The 22168-nt window shown below is 74.4% G+C and carries 24 protein-coding genes; 13 read left to right on the plus strand and 11 right to left on the minus strand.

Annotated features, from left to right (window positions below; all coding sequences use genetic code 11):
• Window positions 1-39: 39 nt before the first annotated feature.
• The 4 genes from ACQP04_RS16290 to ACQP04_RS16305 form a co-directional block, all read right to left on the minus strand.
• The gene (locus ACQP04_RS16290) at window positions 40-231 is read right to left on the minus strand and encodes a hypothetical protein (protein ID WP_037051138.1); all 192 of its coding nucleotides are present in this window, start codon (window positions 229-231) and stop codon (window positions 40-42) included.
• Window positions 232-501: 270 nt separating this feature from the next.
• A complete protein-coding gene (locus tag ACQP04_RS16295; protein ID WP_433507874.1) occupies window positions 502-840 on the minus strand; it encodes a histone-like nucleoid-structuring protein Lsr2 in 339 nt (112 codons plus the stop codon).
• Window positions 841-1129: 289 nt separating this feature from the next.
• Entirely contained in the window at window positions 1130-2260 is a 1131-nt protein-coding gene (locus ACQP04_RS16300) for an MBL fold metallo-hydrolase (protein WP_433507875.1), read from the minus strand.
• 191 nt (window positions 2261-2451) lie between these two features.
• Window positions 2452-3366 carry an LLM class F420-dependent oxidoreductase gene (locus tag ACQP04_RS16305; RefSeq protein WP_433507876.1) on the minus strand — a complete coding sequence of 305 codons (915 nt, stop codon included), beginning with the start codon at window positions 3364-3366 and terminating at the stop codon, window positions 2452-2454.
• A gap of 23 nt (window positions 3367-3389) precedes the next feature.
• Between ACQP04_RS16305 and ACQP04_RS16310 the strand changes: the two genes are divergently transcribed.
• The 3 genes from ACQP04_RS16310 (at window position 3390) to ACQP04_RS16320 (ending at window position 6290) form a co-directional block, all read left to right on the plus strand.
• Window positions 3390-4163: an enoyl-CoA hydratase-related protein gene (locus ACQP04_RS16310; protein WP_433507877.1), complete on the plus strand. Its 774-nt coding sequence runs from the start codon at window positions 3390-3392 to the stop codon at window positions 4161-4163.
• Window positions 4164-4172: 9 nt separating this feature from the next.
• Complete coding sequence (locus ACQP04_RS16315) at window positions 4173-4649, plus strand: MarR family transcriptional regulator (protein ID WP_433507878.1); 477 nt, start codon at window positions 4173-4175, stop codon at window positions 4647-4649.
• A 63-nt stretch (window positions 4650-4712) separates the two neighbouring features.
• Window positions 4713-6290: an acyl--CoA ligase family protein gene (locus ACQP04_RS16320; protein ID WP_433507879.1), complete on the plus strand. Its 1578-nt coding sequence runs from the start codon at window positions 4713-4715 to the stop codon at window positions 6288-6290.
• Between the two features lie 57 nt (window positions 6291-6347).
• Here the strand turns inward: ACQP04_RS16320 and ACQP04_RS16325 are convergent, their stop codons facing one another.
• On the minus strand, window positions 6348-7559 hold the full coding sequence (locus ACQP04_RS16325; protein ID WP_433507880.1) for an Ig-like domain-containing protein: 1212 nt from the start codon (window positions 7557-7559) through the stop codon (window positions 6348-6350).
• A 496-nt stretch (window positions 7560-8055) separates the two neighbouring features.
• Here ACQP04_RS16325 and ACQP04_RS16330 point away from each other — a divergent pair, with 496 nt between their 5' ends.
• Window positions 8056-8286, plus strand: coding sequence for a hypothetical protein (locus tag ACQP04_RS16330; protein ID WP_037051121.1), 231 nt, complete (start codon window positions 8056-8058; stop codon window positions 8284-8286).
• A gap of 123 nt (window positions 8287-8409) precedes the next feature.
• Here the strand turns inward: ACQP04_RS16330 and ACQP04_RS16335 are convergent, their stop codons facing one another.
• On the minus strand, window positions 8410-9909 hold the full coding sequence (locus tag ACQP04_RS16335; protein WP_433507881.1) for a carboxyl transferase domain-containing protein: 1500 nt from the start codon (window positions 9907-9909) through the stop codon (window positions 8410-8412).
• A gap of 132 nt (window positions 9910-10041) precedes the next feature.
• Here ACQP04_RS16335 and ACQP04_RS16340 point away from each other — a divergent pair, with 132 nt between their 5' ends.
• From ACQP04_RS16340 to ACQP04_RS16360, 5 genes are all read left to right on the plus strand, one after another.
• Complete coding sequence (locus tag ACQP04_RS16340; protein WP_433507882.1) at window positions 10042-10272, plus strand: hypothetical protein; 231 nt, start codon at window positions 10042-10044, stop codon at window positions 10270-10272.
• A 115-nt stretch (window positions 10273-10387) separates the two neighbouring features.
• Window positions 10388-11668, plus strand: coding sequence for an MFS transporter (locus ACQP04_RS16345; protein ID WP_433507883.1), 1281 nt, complete (start codon window positions 10388-10390; stop codon window positions 11666-11668).
• Between the two features lie 19 nt (window positions 11669-11687).
• Window positions 11688-12905 carry a cysteine desulfurase-like protein gene (locus ACQP04_RS16350; RefSeq protein ID WP_433507884.1) on the plus strand — a complete coding sequence of 406 codons (1218 nt, stop codon included), beginning with the start codon at window positions 11688-11690 and terminating at the stop codon, window positions 12903-12905.
• A 239-nt stretch (window positions 12906-13144) separates the two neighbouring features.
• Complete coding sequence (locus ACQP04_RS16355; RefSeq protein WP_433507885.1) at window positions 13145-13957, plus strand: uridine kinase; 813 nt, start codon at window positions 13145-13147, stop codon at window positions 13955-13957.
• 2 nt (window positions 13958-13959) lie between these two features.
• Window positions 13960-14715, plus strand: a complete 756-nt coding sequence (locus tag ACQP04_RS16360; RefSeq protein WP_433507886.1) for a molybdenum storage protein subunit alpha — start codon at window positions 13960-13962, stop codon at window positions 14713-14715.
• A 64-nt stretch (window positions 14716-14779) separates the two neighbouring features.
• On the opposite strand, the gene ACQP04_RS16365 is transcribed toward ACQP04_RS16360, so the two are convergent.
• Window positions 14780-15445, minus strand: a complete 666-nt coding sequence (locus ACQP04_RS16365) for a response regulator (RefSeq protein ID WP_433507887.1) — start codon at window positions 15443-15445, stop codon at window positions 14780-14782.
• Window positions 15442-16653 carry a sensor histidine kinase gene (locus ACQP04_RS16370; protein ID WP_433507888.1) on the minus strand — a complete coding sequence of 404 codons (1212 nt, stop codon included), beginning with the start codon at window positions 16651-16653 and terminating at the stop codon, window positions 15442-15444. The genes ACQP04_RS16365 and ACQP04_RS16370 overlap by 4 nt, the downstream gene beginning before the upstream one ends.
• Before the next feature lie 192 nt (window positions 16654-16845).
• Here ACQP04_RS16370 and ACQP04_RS16375 point away from each other — a divergent pair, with 192 nt between their 5' ends.
• Window positions 16846-17289 (plus strand): DUF1707 SHOCT-like domain-containing protein, encoded by a 444-nt coding sequence (locus ACQP04_RS16375; protein ID WP_433507889.1) that lies wholly within the window; start codon window positions 16846-16848, stop codon window positions 17287-17289.
• On the opposite strand, the gene ACQP04_RS16380 is transcribed toward ACQP04_RS16375, so the two are convergent.
• Complete coding sequence (locus ACQP04_RS16380; RefSeq protein WP_433507890.1) at window positions 17277-17924, minus strand: class II aldolase/adducin family protein; 648 nt, start codon at window positions 17922-17924, stop codon at window positions 17277-17279. The genes ACQP04_RS16375 and ACQP04_RS16380 overlap by 13 nt on opposite strands.
• Window positions 17925-18196: 272 nt before the next feature.
• Between ACQP04_RS16380 and ACQP04_RS16385 the strand changes: the two genes are divergently transcribed.
• Together ACQP04_RS16385 and ACQP04_RS16390 are read left to right on the plus strand one after the other, a co-directional pair.
• Window positions 18197-19066 (plus strand): L,D-transpeptidase, encoded by an 870-nt coding sequence (locus tag ACQP04_RS16385; RefSeq protein ID WP_433507891.1) that lies wholly within the window; start codon window positions 18197-18199, stop codon window positions 19064-19066.
• Window positions 19067-19086: 20 nt separating this feature from the next.
• A complete protein-coding gene (locus tag ACQP04_RS16390; protein ID WP_433507892.1) occupies window positions 19087-19926 on the plus strand; it encodes a hypothetical protein in 840 nt (279 codons plus the stop codon).
• 76 nt (window positions 19927-20002) lie between these two features.
• Here ACQP04_RS16390 and ACQP04_RS16395 read toward each other — a convergent pair whose 3' ends face one another.
• Entirely contained in the window at window positions 20003-20959 is a 957-nt protein-coding gene (locus ACQP04_RS16395) for a DNA polymerase domain-containing protein (RefSeq protein ID WP_433507893.1), read from the minus strand.
• 59 nt (window positions 20960-21018) lie between these two features.
• The gene (locus tag ACQP04_RS16400) at window positions 21019-21594 is read right to left on the minus strand and encodes a type 1 glutamine amidotransferase domain-containing protein (RefSeq protein WP_433507894.1); all 576 of its coding nucleotides are present in this window, start codon (window positions 21592-21594) and stop codon (window positions 21019-21021) included.
• Window positions 21595-21808: 214 nt separating this feature from the next.
• Between ACQP04_RS16400 and ACQP04_RS16405 the strand changes: the two genes are divergently transcribed.
• Window positions 21809-22168, plus strand: a complete 360-nt coding sequence (locus ACQP04_RS16405) for a hypothetical protein (RefSeq protein ID WP_433507895.1) — start codon at window positions 21809-21811, stop codon at window positions 22166-22168.

The raw sequence follows: 22168 nt of genomic DNA on the forward strand, positions 1-22168 counted from the left end.
GGGGAGGTGCCGGGAGGCTGCCGCGCGGGCCCGGGCGGCTCAGGCGGACGCCGCGGGCGGCTCCGTGCTCTCCAGGGACGGCGCGCCGGACCCGGCGCAGCGCTGTGCGGTGACGACCGTGCCGCGCGCGGAGAACCGGTTGTGCAGGCGCAGGGTCGACTCGGGGGTGACGTGCTTCAGTCGTGCGCAGACGGGACAGGTGCCGTAACCGTTCGTGACCTTCTCGCTCACGTCTCGTGCCTCTCTTCCTCTCCCGTCACCGGGTCGGGGTACCGGTGCGGGTCGGAGGAGTCTACCGGGCGAACGGAACGCGACGGCATCACCGCGACGGGTGGGAAGATCCTCACCGGACGATCAGCTCGGCTTCCGCAGCGGATCGGGCGCCGTTCCGTGCCCGCGCGGGAACGGTGTGCGACGACCGGGAAATGGCGGGCCGGCACGGTTCGGGTGACGAAAGACTCGCCCTTGTCACCGAACCGTGACGGATGTTCCGACGTGTGCTCAGTGGGCCGCGTGGTACGCGTCGAGAACATTGGACGGGATCCGGCCGCGCTCCGAGATCTTCATCCCCTGCGCCACCGCCCATTCCCGAATCGCCTGGTTCTGCTGGCGGTCGGAAACGGGCCGCGAGGCCGGCGCGGGCGCACTGCCCGACGCCCGCCGGCCGGAGGTGCGGCGAGCCGCGGCAATGTACGGCGCCAGCGCCTCGCGCAGCTTCTCGGAATTCTTCGCCGACAGGTCGATCTCGTACGACTTGCCGTCGACGGAGAACTCGACCTGCTCGTCCGCCTCGCCGCCGTCCAGGTCGTCGATCAGCGTGACCGTGGTCTGCTTCGCCACGTTCCCTCCACCCTTCTGCTCACCGGGGCTCCTGCCCCACCGGGCTCCACGCGGGTAGGAAGCATCGCCCGGCGCGGTGTCCGGGTGCTTTCCGGGAGCGGAGTGGATCGGTGTGCGGAACAGGAGAATGCGTCGCCGTCGACAATAAAGGAAGGCGCCGCGGAAAGTCGATTCGGGTCCCCTGTTCCGCGGGCGCGCGTCGCGCGGATCACCCCTTCGGAGGCATCCGGCGGGGTTTTGCGGAGCCCGATCCCGGGGGACCGGCGGATCCGCGGTAATGGCGCCGTCTTCAGGCGACCGGCGTCCACCAGTCCGCGGTCGGCGGCGGGCCCGTCAGGTCGATTCGCTGGCCCGGAACGGGCAGCGCGAGCGGGATTCCGGCCGTTTCCGCGGCGGCCCGCAGCCGGGTCACGGGCTCCGACCAGGGATGAAAGCCGAGATTGAAGGTCGCCCAGTGCACGGGCAGCAGCACCCCGCCGCGGAGGTCGCGGTGGGCGGCCACGCTCTCCTCCGGATTCATGTGGATGTCCGGCCACAGATCCGCGTAGGCGCCGATCGGCAGCAGCGTGACGTCGAACGGTCCCCAACGCTCGCCCGCCCGGGCGAAGGCGGCGGTGTAGCCGGTGTCGCCGCCGAAGTAGGCCCGGTGCCGCGGCCCCGCGACGGCCCACGAGGACCACAGGGTGGTGTCCCGCCGCAGCCCCCGGCCCGAGAAGTGCCGCGCCTCGGCGCACGTGAGGGTCAGCCCGGCCACCTCGGTCCGGCCGTCCCAGTCCAGCTCGACGATCCGGTTCTCCGGCACGCCCCAGGCCCGCAGGTGCGCCCCGATCCCGAGCGGCACCACGAACGGCGCCCCGCCGTGCCGCGGGTCGGCGACCAGGGCGCGGACGGTGGGCAGGTCGAGGTGGTCGTAGTGGTCGTGCGAGATCAGCACGGCGTCGACCGGCGGCAGGTCGGCCAGCGGGACGGGGGCCGGGTGCAGCCGGCGCGGTCCCACCAGGCGCGACGGCGACACGCGCTCGCCCCAGACGGGGTCGGCGAGCACCCGTCGCCCGTCGATCTCGAGCAGCACGCTGGAGTGCCCGAACCAGGTCACCGCGAGGTCTCCGGCGGGCCCGCTGTCGGGGCGGGCCAGCGGGACCGGGCGGGTCGGGCGGCCGGCCCGGCGGCCGACGACCGCGCGGAGGGCGGCCGGCACCGTGCCGGACGGCAGCCCGGTGCCGGGCTCGGTGTTGCAGAAGCGGCCCTCGTGGGCGTGCGCCGACCCGTCGGCGGCGCGGCGCAGCTCCACGGGCGTCGCGCCCATCGCGCGCGGGATGCCCCACGCGGCCGCGCCGGCCGCGGCGAGTCCGCCGGTGGCGGCGAGGGCGAGAGCGGTCAGCACCCCGGTGCGGAAGGGGAGCGGCGTCGGGCGGGCCACGCCTCACAGGGTACGAGCGCGTCGGGCGGGAGATCGCCGGGCGGTCTCAGCCCGCTCCCAGCCCGACCCTCGGCACCAGCCGTCCGTGATCCCCGATCGTGGACGGGACGGTCGGTCTTCGACCGTCCCGGTCCCCGTCCGACGAGCACGGGTCGACCCCGGCGTCCGACACTGCCGCTGTATGGCCTCGGTCAGCCCGTCCGCAGCGCGGTGAGCGGGGCCGCCAGCTCCCGCCACTGGTCCTCCGGCACGCCCCGCTTCTCCGCCGGCAGCGCCTGGACGGCGACGTGGTCGGCGCCGGCGTCGAGGTGCGCCTGCACCCGGGCCACCACGGTGTCGACGTCGCCCCAGGCCACCAGGGCGTCGACGAAGGCGTCGGACCCGCCGTCGGCCAGGTCGGACTCGTCGAACCCGAGGGTCTTGATGTTGTTCACGTAGTTGGGCTGGGCCAGGTAGGTCGCGGTGTAGCGGCGGCCGATCTCGCGGGCCTTCGCCGGGTCCGTCTCGAGCACGACGGCCTGCTCCGGGCAGAGGAGCGGCTCCGCGCCGAGGATCTCGCGCGCCCGGGCGGTGTGCTCGGGCGTGACGAAGTACGGGTGCGCCCCGTCCGTCCGCTCGCCGGACAGCTCGAGCATCTTCGGGCGCAGGGCGGCGAGGACGTACCGGACCGGGGTGGTCGGCCGCTGGGCGGTGTACGGCGCCGCGTCGATGCCGTCGAGGTACTCGCGCATCGCGGTGAGCGGCTTGTCGTACTGGTGCCCGCGCAGGCCGCTGACCAGGTTCTGGTGGCTCACCCCGAGCCCGATCAGCACCCGCTCGGGGTGGGCCTCGGTCAGCGCCTTGGTGGCGCAGGAGGTGGCGACCGCGTCCCGCGCCCAGATGTTGGCGATGCCCGTCGCGCCGACCAGCCGCTCGGTCGCCGACAGCAGCATCGACAGGTGGACGAAGGGGTCCCGGCCGGCGACCTCGGGGATCCACACGGCGCCGTAGCCGAGGGACTCCAGCTCGGCCGCGAGCTCCCGGGCCCGGGCGGCCGGGACGACGTCGAGGGCGCCGGTCCACAGGCCGACGGCGGGAAGGGCGAAACGTGATCTCGTGTCCGTCACCCTCCGGACTCTAGGGTCGGGTCGTGAGCACCTCTACTGCGACGGAGCACCGGGTCTCGACCGAGCGGCGCGGCCGGGTCCTCCTGATCCGGATGGAGCGGGCGGCCAAGCGCAACGCCGTCGACGCGGCCATGACCGCCGCGCTCGACGCCGCGCTCAACGAGCTCGAGGACGATCCCGAGCTGTGGTGCGGCGTCCTCACCGGCGGGCCGACGGTCTTCTGCGCGGGCACGGACCTCGCGGGCGGCGCGGGCGAGCCGACTCCGCGGGGCGGCAACTACGGCGTCGTCCGGCGGGAGCGCTCGACGCCGCTGATCGCGGCCGTCGAGGGCGTGGCGTACGGCGGCGGGTTCGAGATCGTGCTGGCCTGCGACCTGGTGGTGGCTGGCCGGTCGGCGCGGTTCGGGCTGCCGGAGGTGGCGCGTGGGCTCGTCGCGAACTGCGGGGCGCTGTTCCGGGCGCCGCGCCCGCTGCCGCTCAACGTCGCCAAGCAGATGCTGCTCACCGGGCAGCCCCTCGGCGCGGACCGGTCGTACGCGCTGGGCCTGGTCGCCGACGTGGTCGACGACGGGGGCGCGGAGGCCGCCGCGCTCGCCCTCGCGGAGCAGGTGTGCGCCAACGCCCCGGTGGCGGTGCGGGCCACGCTGCGGGCGGTCGAGACCGTGGCCGGGGAGCCCGACGAGCGGGGCTGGGCCGCCACCCGGGAGGCGACCGAGGCCGTGCTCGCCTCGGCCGACCGGCAGGAGGGTGTGGCCGCGTTCCTGGAGAAGCGCGAGCCGCGCTGGAGCGGTCGGTAACCTGCGATCATGACGGACGGGGCGCGGCGGGACGAGCTGGTCCGGCTGCTCCAGGCCTACGCCACCGAGTCCACGCGGCTCGCTCAGGCCTTCTCCGAGCAGCACGGCCTGCACACGACCGACCTGCACGCGCTCATCGCCGTGCTCAACGCCGACCGGGTCGGCGAGCCGCTCACCGCGGGCCGGCTCGGTGCCCACCTCGGCCTGTCCTCGGGGGCGACGACGGCGCTGGTGGACCGGCTCGAGCGGCACGACTACGTGCGCCGGGACCGGGACGAGCGGGACCGCCGCCGGGTGGTGCTGCGGTACGGCTCGGCCGCGGCCGGGATCGGCCAGGCGTTCTTCGGGCCGCTCGGGGCGGGGATGGACGCGATGCTGGAGGGCTACGACGAGGCCGAGCTCGCCGCCGTCGCCCGGTTCCTGTCCGGGGTCACGGAGCTGGTGGCGCGGCGGCGCCGGGAGGTGCGTCCGCTCGCCTCCCCGTGAAGGGTCGCGGTATGTGCGCCTTCCCGTTGCGCACGGGCACCGCGGCGGGTGAGGCTCACGATCGTGAGCGACGCCGCCCTCCTCGATGCCCTCTCCTTCGAACCGCTGACCCCGACCGCGTACCTGGATCGCGCCGCCGCGGCGCACGGCGACCGGATCGGGGTCGTCGACGGGGACCGGCGGTGGACCTACGCAGAGCTGCACGAGCGGTGTACGCGACTGGCCGGGGGGCTGGCTCCCATCGCGGACGGCCGGCCCGTGGCGGTGCTGGCGCCGAACACCCACGTATTGCTGGAGGCGAACTTCGGGGTGCCGTGGGCGGGGGTGCCGCTGGTGGCGGTGAACACCCGGCTGTCGGCCGGCGAGGTGGCCTACATCCTGCAGCACTCGAAGTCCGCCGTGCTGATCCACGACCCGTCCTTCGACGCGCTGGTCGACGACGTGTTCACGCAGCTCGACGCCCCGCCGCACCGGATCCGCTCAGGTGCGGAGTACGAGGCGCTGCTGGACGGCGCGGAGCCGCTGCACCGCACGCCGTCGGACGAGCGGTCGCTGCTGTCGATCAACTACACGTCGGGGACGACGGGCCGGCCCAAGGGCGTGATGTACCACCACCGCGGTGCCTACCTGCAGGCCGTGTCGATGGTGGGGCACACCGGGCTGACGCCGTCGAGCGTCCACCTGTGGACCTTGCCGATGTTCCACTGCAACGGCTGGTGCTTCCCGTGGGCCGTCACCGCGGCCGCGGCGACGCACGTCTGCCTGCCCAAGGTGGACCCGGCGGAGGTGTGGCGGCTGATCCGCGAGGAGGGCGTGACGCACCTGAACGGGGCGCCCACGGTGCTGTCGATGATCGCGTACGCCAAGGACGCGTCGCCGTTGCCGGAGGGACACACGGTCCGGATCGCGACGGGCGGGGCGCCGCCGTCGCCGGCGATCCTGCGGCGGATGGGGGAGTTGGGCTTCGAGGTCACGCACCTGTACGGGCTGACCGAGACCTACGGGCCGGCGATGCTGTGCGACTGGCGCCCGGAGTGGAACTCCCTCGACGCGGAGGCGCAGGCGCGGCTCAAGGCGCGGCAGGGCGTCGGGAACATGATCTCGTGCGCGGTCCGGGTGATCGGCGAGGACGGCGCCGATGTGCCCGCCGACGGCACCGCGACCGGCCAGATCGCGTTGCGCGGCAACAACCTGATGCTGGGCTACCTCGACGACCCGGAGGCGACCGCGGCGGCGGCGCCGGACGGCTGGTTCCGCACCGGCGACATCGGCGTCGTGCACCCCGACGGCTACGTGGAGCTCCGCGACCGGTCGAAGGACGTGATCATCTCCGGCGGCGAGAACATCGCGTCGGTCGAGGTCGAGCAGGCCATCATGGACCACCCGGCGGTGCTGGAGGTGGCGGTGATCGCGGTGCCCGACGAGCGGTGGGGCGAGGTCCCGGCGGCGTACGTGACGCTGCAGGAGGGGGCGTCGGCGACCGAGGAGGAGATCGTCGAGCACGTCCGCGGCCGGCTGGCGCGGTTCAAGGCGCCCAAATCCGTGACCTTCGGCGAGCTGCCCAAGACCTCCACCGGCAAGATCCAGAAGTTCGTGCTCCGCGACAAGGCGTGGGCCGGGGTGGAGCGCCGGATCCAGTGAGCGAACGGCGCTCTCGCTCGTTCCTACTGTGCGAGAGCGCCGCTCGTGCGGGCACGGTCAGGTGCTGAGCTTGCTCATCGTCTTCCACTCGTCCCACGGCACCGCCCAGTCGTAGATGTCGCCGTCCTGGGCGGACAGCGGGACGCTGCTGCCGGTCACCTCGACGGGGTCGCCGTACATCGCCGTGTCGAAGTAGGCCTTGGCGTTGGCGATCGACAGGTTGATGCAGCCGTGCGAGATGTTGCGGCGGCCCTGCGCGGACTGCGAGGCCGGGTTGGCGTGGATGAACTCGCCGTTGTTGGAGATCCGCACCGCCCAGTACTCCGGCATGTTCACGTAGCCGTAGTCCGGGTTGGACATCAGGACCTTCTCGGACTTCGCCATGACGATGTGGATGCCGCTGCGGGTGACCCGGCGCGGGTCGCTCTCCAGGCCGTAGCTGGCGGGCAGGTCCATGACCTGCTGGCCGTCCCGGATCACGACGATCCGGTGGCTGTTCTCGTCGGCCTTCACGATCTGGCTGCGGCCGATGGTGAAGTGGGTGGTCAGGTCGGCGGAGCCGTAGCCGGCGGTGCCGAGGTCCTTGCCGTACAGCGGCACGACCACCGAGACCTGCGTGCCGACCGGCCAGTACTCCTTGGGCCGCCAGTGCACCCGGGAGCCGCCCCAGTCGTCCGGCAGCCAGGCCCAGGCGCCCTCGACCGGGGTCGACGTCGTGATCCGCAGCCCGCGCTCGATCTCCGCCTTCGCCTCGTCGGACAGGTCGCGGTCGAAGCGGACGGCGACGGGCGCGGCGATCCCGACCGTCGCGCCCTCGCCGATGTTGGTCGACGCCTTGACCAGGCGCGCCGGGGCGACGGTGGTGAAGGACCCGGCCAGCGGGGTGACCGCGCCGTCGGGCGCGACCATCGAGCCGCTCCAGGTGTAGGTCTCGTGGTAGGCGAGCGGCGCGGTGGCGGTCCACCGGGCCTGGTCGCCGGAGTAGCTGCCGGGCAGCGCCTCGCCGTCCGAGTCGGTGAGCGCGACGTCCCGCAAGGTGCCCGCGCTCGCGGACGCCCGGGCGGCGCCGAGGGGGTGGACGTCGGCGGTGCCGGCCGCGGGCTGCAGCTCGAGCCGGGGGACGACGGCCGCCGGGGCCTGCGGCGCGGCGGCCGCCCGACCGCTGTGCGGAGCGTCGGCGTTGGCGCTCGCGCAGGCCGCGACGAGCCCGGCGGACACCCCGAGCGCGACCGCCCCCGCCAGGATGCGGCGCACGGCACGCCACTGCACCGATTTCACGGCTCCCCCTCGTGTCACACGAACCCCACGATCATCATGCCAACGGTCGGTGAGGATCCGGAGCGGAGCGTGATTGCGATTCGATAGCGTTACGGGAATCACCCGAACGGCCCAGGAAATGGGAGTGAGCCATTCCGGGCGGATCGTCCGGATCCCGAATCACCCCTTGGCGTGGCCCGCGAGCAGCGCCGCAGCTCGGAAGGGGTGGGCCGGCGGCGGGGCATCGCGGGCAGTGACGGGGGCGTGTGTCGCGACCACGACCGTCGCCCTGTCCGGCGGCGCGCCGCCGGCCCCGGCCCGACCACCGAACCGGCGGCACACCGTGGTTGGTCCGGCGCCCCGGGTGGTACCCGGCGCCCACTGCGTCACGTCGGTCGCCACGTCGGTGCGCCGCCGGGGCGCAGGGCGGCGCGGGTGTCGCACCGCGGGAGCGGGGGCGCCGGCGGAACCACCGGTGCGCCCGGGACGACCGGAGGTGGACGGGAGCATGACGTCGGGCGAGGGTGGCGAGGTCACCGGAACCAAGGACAAGGACTACAACCTCATCTGGTTCACAGAGCAGTGCTTGAACAACGCGCTGCGGCTGGAAACCTACGTCCAGGACGCCGAACGCGACGGCGACGGCGACCTGGCCGAGTTCTTCCGGCGGGCGCAGGGGGAGAGCCGCAAGGGCGCCGAACAGGCAAAGCAGATGCTCGGCCGGCGGCTGGCCGGCTGACGGGACCGGACACGAGGACACGGTCGCCCGGCTCCGCTCCAGGGGGACACCCGACGAGCGGGGTCCTGGCGGCCGTGTCCGTGGCCGGGATCAGCGGAGTCCCGGAACACGGGCGCGGACGGGTCAGCGGAGGCCGAGGGTGCGGTAGCGGCGACGCCGGCGGACCAATCGGTCGACGGGGGAGAGCGGGAGCAGGGCGCGCAGCTCGGACTCCACCGCGTCGGCGACCCGGCGGGCGAAGGCCTCGGGCTCGTCGGCGGCGTCCGGGAGTTCGTCGACGATCGTGTCGACCGCGCCCGCCCGCAGCAGGTCGACGGCCCGGACGTGCTGCTGTGCCGCCACCTCGGCCGCCTTCTCCGGCGTGCCGTGCACGATCGTGCTGGCGCCCTCGGGCGGCAGCGGGGTGAGCCAGCCGTGCCGGGCGGCGATCACCCGGTCCGTCGGCAGCAGGGCGAGCGCGGCGCCGCCGGTGCCCTGCCCGAGCAGCACCGAGACGGTCGGGACGGGGAGCTCGGTCAGCTCGCCGAGGCAGCGCGCGATCTCGCCGGCCAGTCCGCCCTCCTCGGCCGCCACCGACAGCGCCGCCCCGGTCGTGTCGATCACCGAGACCACCGGCAGGCCCAGCTCGGCCGCCAGCCGCATGCCGCGCCGCGCGGTCCGGAGCGCGCCCGGCCCGAGCGGTTCCGCGGCCTGCGCCCTGCGGTCCTGCCCGAGCAGCACGCACGCGACGCTGCCGAACCGCACCAGCGCGAGCAGCAGGCCGCGCCCGGCCTCGCCCTCCCCGGTCCCGGCCAGCGGGACGACATCCGTGGCCGCCAGCCGCAGCACGTCCCGCACCCCCGGGCGCTCCGGCCGCCGGGACCGCTCGATGGAGCCCCAGGCGTCCTCGTCCGGACCGGTGGGCTCGCCGCGGGCCGGTGCCGACGGGGGCGGCCGCATCGGGTCGACGGGGTCGAGCATCGCCAGCACCCGCGCCGCGACGCCGGCGAGCCGCTCCGCGGGGAGCACCGCGTCGACGATCCCGTGCCGGTGCAGGTTCTCCGCCTTCTGCACGCCCTCCGGGAACTGCTCGTCGTACAGCGCGGAGTACACCTTCGGCCCCAGGAACCCGACGAGCGCGCCGGGCTCGGCCACGGTGACGTTGCCCAGCGAGCCCCACGAGGCGAACACCCCGCCCGTGGTCGGATGCCGCAGGTAGACGAGGTACGGCAGGCCCGCCGCCTTGTGCGCGGTGACCGCCGCCGAGATCGCCGCCATGCGCAGGAACGCGATCGCGCCCTCCTGCATCCGGGTCCCGCCCGACGCCGTCGCGGCCAGCAGCGGCAGGCGCTCGTCCGTCGCCCGCTCGATCGCCCGGATCAGCCGCTCGGCGGTGGCCACGCCGATCGACCCGGCGAGGAACGCGAACTCGCTGCACACCACCGCGACCCGCCGGCCCGCGATCCGGCCCTCGCCGGTGATCACGGCCTCGTCCACGCCGCTGCGCTCGTGCGCCGCCGCGAGCTCGGCCCGGTACTCCGCGGTGTCGGCGACGAGCGGCACCGGGGCCGGCATGGTGTCCCAGGACCGGAAGGTCCCGTCGTCGAGCACGGTGTCCAGCAGCTGGCGCGAGCGCGGCGTCACGGGGTGAGCCTGCCACCCGCGAGGGCACTCAGCAGGACCGTCACCACCATCGGGGGCCCACCATCGGGCGCTGACAGGCGGCTCACAGAAAGTCCTCACCGACCCCACACGACCGGCCCGCACCGTGGGCGCATGACCGCCACGGCGACGCACCGGCGCGCATTGACCCGCCTGGTGCTCGACCCCGTGTCCGACGCCGGCGCGGCCGGTCCCGACCACCGGTGGCGGCTGGACCTGCCGCCTGCGCCGGTGGTGGTGCTCGGCGACACCCTGCGGCTCACCCAGGTGGTGACGAACCTGCTGGCCAACGCCCGCACCCACACTGCCCCAAGAGGGGCGGTCGCCACTCACGACTCCGGGTGACCAGGGGTTCCGTCGCCCCCGCGCTCAGACCCTGCAGGGGTCACCCGCTCGACGTACCCTTTCGCGCACATCGTGCCCGGCTGTACTGATCACGGCGGATCACCCTGGAGTGCGGATGACCGAGACCGGCCAGCAGACCACCACCGGCACACGCCATCGGCTGCCCGTCAGAACACTCGTCGCCGCCTCCATCGGCAACGCGATCGAGTGGTACGACTGGACGATCTACGCGACGTTCTCGATCTACTTCGCGACGCAGATCTTCCCGCCCGGCAACGAGGCGCTTGCCCTGATCAGCACGCTCGCCACCTACGCGCTGGCCTTCTTCTTCCGGCCGCTCGGCGGGTTCCTGCTCGGCCGCTTCGCCGACGTCCGAGGCCGCCGCACGGCGATGATGCTGACCATCCTGCTGATGGCCGGCGGCTCGCTGGTGATCGCGATCCTGCCGACGTTCTCGATGGTCGGCTGGCTCGCCCCGGTCCTGCTGCTGCTCGCCCGCATCGCGCAGGGCATGTCGCTGGGCGGCGAGGTGTCCAACGCGTCGGCCTACCTGGGCGAGGTCGCCCCTCCGCTGCACCGCGGCCGCTACTCGTCCTTCTTCTACATCTCCACCGGCGGGGCCGTGCTGATCGCGAGCGTGCTCGGCGTGATCCTCTCCGGCTCGCTGTCGGAGGACCAGGTCTCCTCCTGGGGTTGGCGGATCCCGTTCGTCGTCGGCGGCCTGCTCGGGCTCCTCGGGCTCTGGCTGCGCCGGGCGATGCCGGAGACCGAGCAGTACGAGACCAACAAGGCCAAGGCCCAGACGATCCGCAACCCGCTGATGCTCACGCTGCGCGAGCACCCGAAGGCCGTCGGCCAGCTCGTCGGCTTCACCCTGCTCTCGACGCTCTGCTACTACACGTTCTTCTCCGCGCTGACCCCGTACGCCACGAAGTCCCGCGGGGTCGACCCGTTCGACGTCTTCCTCGCCCTGTCGATCGCGACGGGGCTGTTCGTCCTGCTGCAGTATCCGATGGGCGCGCTGTCGGACCGGTTCGGGCGCAAGCCGCAGCTGCTCTTCTGGTCCGCGGCGACCGCGATCCTCATCGTGCCGCTGTCCGCCCTGGTCCGCCCCGGGCTCGTCGGGCTGCTCGTGGTGTTCTGCGTGGGGCTCGGGCTCTACACGATGATGACCTCGATCGCCCCGGCGATCATGAGCGAGCTGTTCCCGACCGAGCTGCGCGGGCTGGGCATCGGCGCCTGGTACAACCTCACGGTCGCGCTGTTCGGCGGCACCGCGCCGCTGATGATCCAGTGGCTGGGCGGGGCGTTCTTCTGGTACGTCGCCATCGGCGCGGTGATCGCGTTCCTGACCGTGCTCACGCTGCCGGAGACGAAGGGGACCGTCCTGCGATGAGCCGTGCGAGGGTGGGGACGTGAGCCAGCCCGCGAGCTACGACGTCGCCGCCCTCCGCACGCAGTTCCCCGCGCTCAAGGCCGGGTCCGCGCACTTCGACGGGCCCGGTGGCTCGCAGACCCCCGAGCCGGTGGCCCGCGCGGTGTACGAGGCGCTGACCTCACCCATCGCGAACCGCGGCACCGTCACCAAGGCCGAGCGGCACGCCGACGGGATCGTGCTGCGGGCCCGGGCGGCGATGGCGGACCTGCTCGACGCCGACCCGCGCGGGATCGTGTTCGGGCGCAGCATGACCCAGCTGACCTTCGACCTCGCGCGCACGCTGGCCGAGACGTGGCGGCCGGGGGACGAGGTCGTCGTCACCAGGCTGGACCACGACGCCAACATCCGGCCCTGGGTCCTGGCCGCGGAGGCCGCCGGCGCGACCGTGCGCTGGGCGGACTTCGACCCGGAGACCGCCGAGCTCACCGCCGCGGACGTCGCCGCCGTGCTGTCGCGACGCACCCGGCTGGTCGCGGTGACGGGTGCGTCGAACCTCGTCGGCACGATCCCGCCGATTGCCGAGATCAGCGCCCTCGCGCACGACGCCGGGGCCCTGACGATGGTCGACGGCGTGCACCTCACCGCGCACGCCGGGATCGACGTCTCGGAGCTCTGCGCGGACTTCTTCGCCTGCTCGCCGTACAAGTTCCTCGGCCCGCACTGCGGGGTGCTCGCCGCCCGGCCGGAGCTGCTGGAGGAGCTGCGCCCGGCGAAGCTCGCGCCCAGCAGCGACGCCGTCCCGGAGCGGTTCGAGCTGGGCACCCTGCCCTACGAGCTGCTCGCCGGCACCACGGCCGCGGTCGACTTCCTCGCCGGGCTCACGGGCTCGCAGGCGGACCGGCGCACCGCGCTGCTCGAGGCGATGGGCGCGATCCGGGCGCACGAGGAGCCGCTGCGCATCCGGATCGAGCAGGCGCTGGCCGAGCTGCCCGGCGTCCGCGTGCGGTCCCGGGCGGCGCACCGCACCCCGACCCTGCTCGTCGAGTTCGCCGACAAGCACCCGACCGACGCCTACCGCTACCTCGCCGAACGCCGGATCAACGCCCCCGCCAGCTCCTTCTACGCGTTGGAGGCCAGCCGCCGGCTCGGGCTGGGCGACAACGGGTCGCTGCGGATCGGCCTGTCCCCGTACACGGACGACTCGGACGTCGACCGGCTGCTCGACGGTCTGGCCTCGTTCGTGGCCCTCCCGTGAGCGGGAACCGACCCTAGAGGGCAGTCCGCACGCACGACCCCCGTGACCTGCGGCGGATGAGCCGGGGATCACATCGCCGGTCCCGCGCACGCGGGCGCGGCCGGAGATCGCCGCGGCCCGCCGCGTCCACGGAGGACGCGCGCGGGCCGCCGGACGGCCGGATGGCAGCCCCCGGTCGGGTGCGGCTACGGTCGCCCGCGGCGCGGCCGTCCGGCCGCCCGGGACCAGGGGGTTCTCCTATGACGACCGCAGCCGCGCTGGGCGAGCTGCTCATGAGCCGCAGCCTCGACGACCCCGAGCTGCAGGCCGCCACCGACGCCGTGCCCGACGAGCGGGTCCTGCCCGACGTGCACGTGCTCAAGATCGGCGGGCAGAGCCTGCTCGACCGGGGCCGCTCGGCGGTCCTCCCGGTGGTCGAGGAGATCGTCGCCGCGCTCCCGCGGTACCGGCTGCTGATCGGCACCGGCGGCGGCACCCGCGCCCGGCACGCCTACGCCCTGGCCGCCGAGCTCGGCCTGCCGACCGGCGTGCTCAGCGACATCGGCTCGGCCGTGGCGGGGCAGAACGCGACGATGCTCGGCCACCTGTTCGCCAAGCACGGCGTCCCGGTGGTCGGCGGCGGGGCGATGGCCGCGCTGCCGCTGCGGGTCGCCGAGGTCGGCGCCGCGATCTTCGCCGGCATGCCGCCCTACGACATGTGGCAGCGCGTGCCGGCCGAGGGCGTGATCCCGCCCTACCGCACCGACGCCGGCTGCTACCTCGTCGCCGAGACCTACGGCTGCGCGTCGATGATCTTCGTCAAGGACGAGGACGGCCTCTACACGGCCAACCCGAAGACGGACCCGTCGGCCATCCTGATCCCGGAGATCACGGTCGACGAGCTGATCGCGCGGGACCTGCCCGACCTCGCCGTCGAGCGCCCGGTGTTCGACCTCATGCGGAACGCCCGGTTCGTGAAGAAGATCCAGATCGTCAACGGCCTGAAGCCCGGCCTGGTCACCCGCGCGCTCGCGGGCGAGCACGTCGGCACGATCATCACGGCGGAGGGCTGATCATGACCGAGTACGGCAAGGACGTCCCGTCGCTGCTGGCGCGGCAGACGCTGCTCGACCGCGACCTCGTCCGGCCGGTCACCTCGCGCCCGGTGACCCGGCTGCTGCCCTGGCTCGACATCGTGGTGATCGGCGGCGGCGCGATCATCGACCGGGGGCGGGACGCGATCCTGCCCCTCGTCGACGAGCTGCGCGGCGCCTTCGGCGACCACCGGATGCTGATCCTCACCGGCGCCGGCATCCGGGCCCGGCACGCGATCGGCGTGGGCCTCGACCTGGGCCTGCCCACCGGCGCGCTGTCGGAGCTCGCGGCCACCGAGGCCGAGCAGAACGGTCACCTGCTGGCCGCCCTGCTCGCGGCGGACGGCGTGTCCTACGTGCCACACGGGACCGTCGCCCGGCAGCTCGCCGGGCACCTGGCGGCGGCGCCGGCCGTCGTCTCCAACGGGTACCCGCCCTACGGATCCCACGAGTTCCCGGCCGTGGTCGGCAAGCTGCCGATGCACCGCACCGACGCGGGCGCGGTCCTGCTCGCCGACGCCTTCGGCGCCCAGCGGCTGATCTTCGTCAAGGACGTCGACGGCCCCGGTGGCCGCGTCCCGGCCACGACCCCGGAGCTGCCCGTGGACCGGCTGGCCTGCGAGCTGCTGCCCACCGCCAAGCACGTCCGGGAGTTCCGGGTGGTCAACGGCCTGACCCGCGGCGCGCTCACCGACGCGCTGGCCGACAAGGACACCGGCACCGTCGTCCACGCCTGAACCCCACCGGCGAACCGCCCTCTCGCTCACTCTAGGTATGAGCGAGAGGGCCGTTCGCTCGTTCTCAGGCCAGCCAGCCCGGCCGCACCAGGCCGGTCTCGTACGCCAGCACCACGAGCTGCGCGCGATCCCGCACGCCCAGCTTCACCATCGAGCGGCTGACGTGCGTCTTCGCCGTGGCCGGGCTGACCACGAGCTTCTCGGCGATCTCGTCGTTGGACAGGCCGGCGGCGACCAGCGCGAGCACCTCGCGCTCGCGGCCGGTCAGCGCGTCGAGCCGGCGGTCGGGTGCGGGTGGGCGGGACCGCGCGGCGAACTCCTCGACGAGCCGGCGGGTCACGCCGGGGGAGAGCAGCGCCTCCCCGGCGTGCACCACCCGCACCGCGTGCAGCAGCTCGGCCGGCTCGGTGTCCTTGACCAGGAACCCGCTGGCGCCGGAGCGCAGCGCCTCGAAGATGTAGGCGTCCTCGGCGAAGGTGGTCAGCACGACGACCCGGACCCCGGCCAGCCGCGGATCGGCCACGATGTCCCGGGTCGCGGCCAGCCCGTCCCGCCCGGGCATCCGGATGTCCATGAGCACGACGTCGGGTGCGGTGTCGCGGCAGACCCGCAGCACCGCCTCGCCGTCCTCGGCCTCGCCGACCACCTCGAGGTCCGGCGCGGAGCCGAGCAACGCCCGGAACCCGGCCCGGACCAGCGCCTGGTCGTCCGCCAGCACGACCCTGATCACCCTGTCTCCTCCTCGGTCCGCGCCCCGGCCGCCCCGGCCGCCCCGACCGCCGCGCCGCCGGAGCCGGCGAGCGGCAGCACCGCCTCCACCCGGAACCCGCCGCCGGGCGCCCGCCCGTGGGTCAGCGTGCCGCCCAGCGCGGTGGCGCGCTCGCGCATCCCGACCAGCCCCGTGCCGCCCTCGCCGGGCCGTTCGGGCGGGCCCGCGCCGTCGTCGTCGACGACGACCCGGAGCGCGCCGTCCGCCCCGGTCACCTTCACGAGCGCGCGCCCGGCGCCGGCGTGCTTGCGGACGTTGGTCAGCGCCTCCTGCACGATCCGGTAGGCGGCGAGGTCGACGCTCGGCGGCAGCCCCGTGACGTCGGCGTCGACCGAGGTGGTGACGGCCAGGCCCGCGGCCTCGTTGTCGGCCACCAGCCGGTCGAGCATCCCGAGGCCGGCGGTGGGCGCACGCGGCGGCTCCTCGTCGACCCCGCGCAGAACGCCGAGGGTGGAGCGCATCTCGCGGAGCAGGTCCCGGCTGGCGTCCTTGATCGTGGCCAGCGCCCGCCGGGCCTGCTCGGGGTCGTCGTCGATCAGGTAGAGGGCGACGCCGGCCTGCACGTTGATCAGCGAGACGTGGTGGCCGAGCACGTCGTGCAGCTCCCGGGCGATCCGCAGCCGTTCCTCGCCGGCCTGCCGCCGCGCGGTCTCCTCGCGCGTGGCCGCCGCCTGGGCGCGGCGCTCGCTGCGGGCCCGCCACAGCTCGCACCCCGCGATGTACGCGGCCAGCCACGCCAGCCAGCCCAGCCGGCCCTCGAGCCCGGCCGCGCCGCCGCGGGCCACGATCTGGATCGCCAGCCCGGCGAGCACGGCGACGGCCGTGGTCACGTAGGCCACCCGCCGGTGCCCGCGCAGGATCGCCTCGGCCAGCGCGACCAGCGAGGGCACCACGACCGGCCCGAACGGGTAGCCGAGGGCGAGGTAGCCGAGCAGGACCGCGGTGCAGCCGACCAGCACCGCGGGCGGGTGCGCCCGGCGGACGACGAGCAGCAGCGGGCCCAGCACGATCAGGGCGATCCCGAGCGCGTCGACCGGGCGGGCCGTCGGCACGAAGCGGGACGCGTTGAGCGCGGCGACCAGCCCCACGACCAGCCAGGCGGCCGGGGTCAGGACGGTGTGCGGCACGCTCTGCCACGAGCGCCGCAGCAACCCGACCCACCAGGACACACCCGCACCCTAGGGCGACGCGCGCCCCGGACGCGTCGGTCGGCGGGGGACCGGCGGCGTACTCCCCGGGGCGTACGCCGCAGGCCCGCGGCCCCCCTCCGGCGGCAGCGCAGGTCCCGCCCGCGGGCCGACGTGCGCGTCGCCGCTCCCCGGCACCGTGGAGGCACACCACGAGAACACCTGGGGGACAGCATGAGCGAGAGCACCGAATACACCGGCCACACCGCCCGCCTCCGCACCGACGCCGCGCTGCGGCTCTCCGACGCCGACCGCGAGGCCGTCGCCGACCGGATCCGGGCGGCCGCCGCCGAGGGGCGGCTGACCCTCGAGGAGGCCGACGAGCGCCAGCAGGCCGCCTACGCCGCGAAGATCGAGGCGGACCTGATCCCGCTGACCGCCGACCTCCCGGCCCCGCCGCCCCCGCCGCCGGGCCTGCGGACCCTGCCGCCCGACGCCCGGCGCCGCCTGATGATCCACGCCGGGATCGGCCTCGCCGTGGTCCTGCTGGTCCTGGTGCGCTGGATCGTCGGCCCGGTGTCGTTCTTCTGGCCGGGCGGGCCGATCTTCTGGATCGCGGTCAGCATCGCGGCGCACTACTGGTTCGCGACCCGCCGGCGCAGCGCTCAGCGGGCCTGACCGCCGGGCTGTCCGTAGGTCCGCAGCTGCTCGCCGACGGCGGCCAGCTCGTCGTCGGCGAGGAGCGAGGGCTCCCCGAGCAGCCGGGCCTGGTGGTAGAGCCGGCACAGCCACTCCAGCGTGACGGCCCGGTCGTAGGCCCGGGCCAACGTGTCGCCGCACGTCGTGGCACCGTGGTTGCGCAGCAGCACCGCACTGCGCCCCGCCATCGCCCGCACGCTCGCCTCGGCCAGCTCGGCCGACCCGTACCGCTCGTACGGTGCGACCCGCACCGGCCCGCCCAGCTGCATGACCAGGTAGTGGATGCCGGGCAGCTCGTCGACCACCGTGGACAGCGCCGTCGCGTAGAGCGGGTGCGTGTGGACGACGGCCCGCTCCTCCGTGCCCGCGTAGACGGCCAGGTGCATCGGCAGCTCGGACGAGGGCAGCGGCCCGTCCTCGACCGGGCGCCCGTCGAGATCGACCACGCACACCCCCGCCGGGGTCAGCGCGCCGTAGTCGACACCGGTCGGCGTGATCGCGACGAGCTCCCCACGCCGCTCGCTCACGTTGCCCGAGGTGCCGACCGTGAGCCCCGCGGCGGCCATCCGCCGGCAGCACTCCACGATCCGCACCCGCTCGTCCGCCAGCAGCACGCCGTCTCCTGTCACGCTCCGTCATCCGGTCCGCAGCGATGGTAACCGTCCGTGGTGCGGTGGGTACGCCGCTCGGCGCGCCGGGTGCCGGGCGAGCGGCGGGATACGACCGTCCGTCGCGTGATCGACTCCGTCCGTCGGAACGCAGAGCGATCATGGCGGGACGGCCCGTCACCTGATCGTGGAGCCCTCGTTCATCCGATCGTGCACAGCGCGTCGGAATCCTCCCCGGTCCACGCCGCCGCCCCCGCCAACCGGTCGTGGGCTGCGTGATGGCGAACCACACCCTGCCCCCGCGGACCCGCCGGTCCGCCTGGCGCTCCGGGCGTTCGCGGTCCGGCCTCGCCCTCTGGGCCGGCTTCGGCGTCGTGGCCCTGCTGGCGATCGTCCTGGTCGTCGGGCTGCTGCTCGGCGGTGCCCCGTCGCCGGTCGCGCAGCAGGGCGGCACCGCCGCCGGCGCCGACCCGGTCGCGGCGGCCGTCGAGCCGGCCTCGCTGCAGGAGAGCACCACCTACACGACGCTGCAGGGCACCGTGCCCGACCCGGCGCCGCAGGAGACCACGGACGGCCGGGTCGCGCACCCGGTCCGCGAGACGGTGGTCCACGACGCGCCCGGCGGCACCCCGATCGCCCGCATGCCCGTGACGCAGATCGGCGACACGTGGCTCCCGGTGATCGCACAGCAGGGGGAGTGGGCGCAGGTCCTGCTGCCCTCGCGGCCCAGCTCGTCGACGGGATGGCTGCCGCTTGCCGACCTCGACGTGAAGACCACGCCGTACCGCATCGCCGTGCACCTGGGCTCCACGAGGCTCGCCCTCTACGAGGACGGCGCGAAGCTCGCGGAGTGGACGGTCGGCATCGGCAAGCCCTCGGCGCCCACCCCCACCGGCCGCACCTTCCTGCTCGGCGCGTTCAGCGACGACCAGCAGATGTACTCCCCGGTGATCCTGCCGCTGGGCACGCACAGCCCCACGCACGACACCTTCGGCGGCGGCCCGGGGACCGTCGCCATCCACACCTGGCCGACCGACGACGTGCTCGGCACCGCCACCAGCGACGGCTGCATCCGCGTCCCCGCGGACGCGCTGCGCCAGCTCACCGAGGTGCCCCTGGGCACGCTCGTGACGATCGACGAAGCATGATCCAGAAAGGGACGCGACGCGTGAAGACCTCCAAGTTCGCCGGTGCCGGTGCGGCCGCGGTGGGTGCGGCCACGGCCGCGGCGGTGCTGCTGCTGGGCTCCGCCGCCGCCGCGGCCGAGCCGTCCGTGGACTCGTCCGCCTACGTCTTCCGGACGGACGGCCTGCTGTCGATCAGCCCGAGCCCGTACGCCGAGTCGCGGGGCGGCGAGCACGACCGGCAGAGCGTGGCCGACGTGACCGCGCTCCCGCTGCACGGCAAGCCCGGCATCGGCCTGTCCGCGCTGGTCGCCGAGGCCGAGGGGCACCGGGCCGAGGCCACCGTGGCGAAGGTGAACCTGCTCGACGTCCTCGAGGCGGAGACGTTCCGGACCTGGTGCGACGGGGCGGACGGCGGCTCGGCCGGCGTCGACCTCGTCGACGCGTCGATCCTCGGGACGCCGGTGCAGGCGCCCCTCGAGGAGGAGCGGTTCGACGTGTCCCCGCTCCTGCGGATCACGCTCAACCAGCAGGACCGCGACGACGACTCGATCACCGTCACCGGCTTCACGCTCACGCTGGTACCGGGGCAGGACCGCGCGCGCGACCTCACCGACAAGGAGCAGGAGGTCGCGCCGGACCTGATCGGCCTGGTCACCGGGCAGCTGCCGGACCTGCAGAAGACCCCGCTGAAGACCGTCGACGACCTGCTCCGGGCGCTCTCGCCGAAGGGTGACCTGCTGAAGATCACCGTCGGGTCCACGACCTGCGCGCTGGAGGCGGACGAGGAGCACGACGAGCCGGCCGTCAAGAAGCACGAGCCGGAGCCCGGCGAGGCGCCGCGGCCCGAGGTCGTGCAGAAGAACCTGCCCGTGACCGGCTGACGGGGGCCGGACGGGAGGTCGGGGGCCGGGGCCCGCGCGTGGGGAACGCCCGGCCCCGGCCCTGCCCGTGGGCAGCTCAGGTGTCGCGGGCGGCGTCGGATGCCGCGCGCTTGCGCCGCTTGCCCTCGTGCATCGCCTGCACCCGCGCGACGGGGATCGCGTGTCCCTCCTCGAGCAGGTCGGCCGGGAGCTCCTGCGGCTCGGCCAGCGCCTCGGTCCAGGTGGGCCGGCCCGCCAGCAGGTCCGGCGCGGTGCGGAGGGTGAAGTCCGTGGGGGAGACCGCGTCGAGCTCGTCCCAGGCCAGCGGGAAGGACACCGGCAGGCCGGGGCGGATGCGCGGGCTGTAGGCCGCGACCACGGTCGCGCCGCCCGCGCGGGTGGAGTCGACGAAGACCTTGCCCTCGCGCTCCTCGCGGAGGAAGGCGGTGGTGGCGATGCCCGGGTCGAGCTTCTCGGTCCGCGCGGCCAGGGCGCGAGTGGCGGCCGCGGCGTCGTCGAACGGGGTCGGCGCGAGCGGGACGACGATGTGGACGCCCTTGGAGCCGCTCGTCTTGAGGGCCCCGGTGAGCCCGGCGCCGGCGAGCGCCTCGCGCACCAGGTGGGCCACCGCGACGACGGCGGGGAAGCCGGCGCCCTCCGGCGGGTCGAGGTCGAGCACGAGCTCCGACGCCTGCGCCGCCCCGACCGTGAACAGGGCCGGGTGGTACTCCACGGCCCGCTGGTTGGCCAGCCAGAGCAGGGTCCGCCGGTCGTCGCAGAGCGCGTACCGGACCTCGCGGCCGGTCTGCGAGCGGATGACCGTGCTGCGCACCCAGTCCGGGGTGTAGCGGGGGAGGTTCTTCTGCATGAACGGCTCCTGGCCCGGCCGCACCCGGATCACCGAGAGCGGCCGGTCGGCCAGGACCGGGACCAGCCGGTCCGCGACGGCGTCGAGGTAGTCGACGAGGTCCCGCTTGGTCGCGTCGTCCCCGTCGACGAGCGGGGAGTCCAGGCTCGAGAGCGCGACGCCCGCCCGTTCCTCGCCCGCCGTCACGCCGGCCCCCTCATGAGCACCTCGTCATGCAGGCATCATGGCCCGGCGCGCGGCCGGGGTCACGCGGTGGCGCCCTCCGGGTGGACGGAGTGCCCGCCCTCCGCGAACTCCTCGACGATCTTCGCGCAGAAGGCCTCGAGGTCGCCGGGGTTGCGGCTGCTGACGAGCCCCTGGTCGGTGACGACCTCCTCGTCGACCGGGTTGCCGCCCGCGTTGCGGATGTCCGTCCGCAGGCTCGGGAACGACGTCAGCGTGCGGCCCTTCACCAGGTCCGCCTCGACCAGCGTCCACGGCCCGTGGCAGATCACGCCCACCGGCTTGCCGGCGGCGAACACGTCCTTGACAAACGTCAGCACGTCCTGGTCCATGCGCAGGCGGTCCGCGTTGACCGTTCCGCCAGGCATGATCAGCGCGTCGTAGTCCGACGCCGACACCTGCGACGCCAGCTTGTCGACCGGGTACACCCCGCTGGGCGAGATGTCGGAGTTCATCGACTGGATGGCGTCCTCGGAGATCGACACGATCTCGGTGGTGGCCCCGGCGTCCTCGACCGCCTTGCGCGGCTTGGTCAGCTCGACCTCCTCGACGCCGTCGGTCGCGAGGATCGCGACGCGCTTGCCGTCCAGTGCACCCATCGTGGCTCTCCTTTCCGGCCGCGATGCGCCCGCGGCCTCGTGGCGGCGATACCCGTACGGACGTCCGCTACACCCCGCACAGGGCGCCCCGGTGTGCCATGGTGGGGACCACGCACGTTGAGCAGGCAGCGTCGCAGCCGCCCGCGCGAGCCGCGGGACCACCGACGAAGGGGTCGACGTGCGCACCTCCGCCGAACCGTGTACCGAACCGGTGATGGCCCTGTTGCGCGTGAAGGCGCCGGCCGACGTGGACCCGCACGTCCTGGAGGCCGCCCTCACCCGTGCCCTCTGCACGGACGCCGACCGCCCGCTCACCGCCGAGCTGGAGTGGGTCCCGGCCTGGCGGCCCGCCCCGCGCGCCGCGAAGCGGCGGTTCGTGTTCGTCGCCGTGCTGCGCGGGTCGCGGCACAAGGGCGCCGAGGAGCTGGCCGCGGCCGCGGAGCGCTCGGCGAAGCGGGCGCTGAAGCGGATGTTCGGCAAGTCCACCAGCGCGAAGGCGCGACCCGCCGCGGATCCGGAGGTCGCGACCTTCTGGTGTGCCTTCCGCGGCACCCCGCACAAGATCACCGCCTGA

Source organism: Pseudonocardia halophobica, from assembly GCF_050948485.1.
GTDB lineage: Bacteria > Actinomycetota > Actinomycetes > Mycobacteriales > Pseudonocardiaceae > Pseudonocardia > Pseudonocardia halophobica.